The sequence below is a fragment of the Candidatus Enterococcus wittei genome (genome assembly GCF_002140175.1).
GTDB classification, from domain to species: Bacteria; Bacillota; Bacilli; order Lactobacillales; family Enterococcaceae; genus Enterococcus_B; species Enterococcus_B wittei.
The window spans coordinates 1-1,101 of the sequence record NZ_NGMO01000014.1 but is presented as its reverse complement, the minus strand read 5'-3'; the positions used below and the strand labels follow the sequence as shown (position 1 = coordinate 1,101).

At 32.9% G+C, this 1,101-nt stretch carries 3 protein-coding genes; 1 reads left to right on the top strand and 2 read right to left on the bottom strand.

Annotation, left to right across the window (positions count from 1 at the left end; genetic code table 11):
• Window positions 1-270, top strand: a 270-nt coding sequence (locus A5844_RS14465; protein ID WP_218776181.1) for a hypothetical protein, incomplete at its 5' end; no start/stop codon positions are given.
• Between the two features lie 391 nt (window positions 271-661).
• Here the strand turns inward: A5844_RS14465 and A5844_RS14460 are convergent.
• Both A5844_RS14460 and A5844_RS14455 read right to left on the bottom strand, forming a co-directional pair.
• Window positions 662-817, bottom strand: coding sequence for a hypothetical protein (locus tag A5844_RS14460; protein ID WP_218776182.1), 156 nt, complete (start codon window positions 815-817; stop codon window positions 662-664).
• A gap of 14 nt (window positions 818-831) precedes the next feature.
• Window positions 832-1,101: hypothetical protein (locus A5844_RS14455; protein WP_218776181.1), on the bottom strand; the 270-nt coding region annotated here is incomplete at its 5' end.

Here is a 1,101-nt window from a genome sequence, read left to right as displayed (position 1 = left end):
CGAATCAACGGTCTGGCACCTAGTTTTAATGTTCTGATTTTAGTAACGGTTCCATACCTTTTTTCCATCAGCCTCACCTCATCTACCATTATACGTTATACACATCTAGATGTGTATAAGAGACATTATACGAACAAACGTTCTTATAATCAAGTGATTAAAGAAATATATGATGTACCTGTCTCTTATACACATCTAGATGTGTATAAGAGACAGGGAATATCCATTGGAGACTCCACCTTATCAGCTGTAAAATTCCTTTCTTTTTAATTCTGATAGTCAATATGATTGTCTTGTTCTTTTTAGATTCCGATGCACTTTCTATATTTGATTTTGATTTACCAGTGTACACCCTGTCTCTTATACACATCTAGATGTGTATAAGAGACAGACATAAATTCACTCCTTCATTTATTTCATCAGGGTGTTACCTTTCATTGAAGTTTAAATCTCAACAATTTGATCCTATTTACTTATATAGCATGGTATATATTTTTTCTTCTGATTGGATAGCGCTTTTCTCAAGCTTTTCATTGTCTGATATCAGGGCAAATAAAAATTGCTCTAGAAATAGTCCTTTTTTTCAAAAGGGGTATTTCTAGAGCAATAATTTTTTCAAAATTATCAACCTGTCTCTTATACACATCTAGATGTGTAATTATCAACTGATGTTAATCGCTCCATCAATTGTTGTTGTATTCACTAATTCTGTTTCATTATACACATCTAGATGTGTATAAGAGACAGGGGTGTACACTGGTAAATCAAAATCAAATATAGAAAGTGCATCGGAATCTAAAAAGAACAAGACAATCATATTGACTATCAGAATTAAAAAGAAAGGAATTTTACAGCTGATAAGGTGGAGTCTCCAATGGATATTCCCTGTCTCTTATACACATCTAGATGTGTATAAGAGACAGGTACATCATATATTTCTTTAATCACTTGATTATAAGAACGTTTGTTCGTATAATGTCTCTTATACACATCTAGATGTGTATAACGTATAATGGTAGATGAGGTGAGGCTGATGGAAAAAAGGTATGGAACCGTTACTAAAATCAGAACATTAAAACTAGGTGCCAGACCGTTGATTCG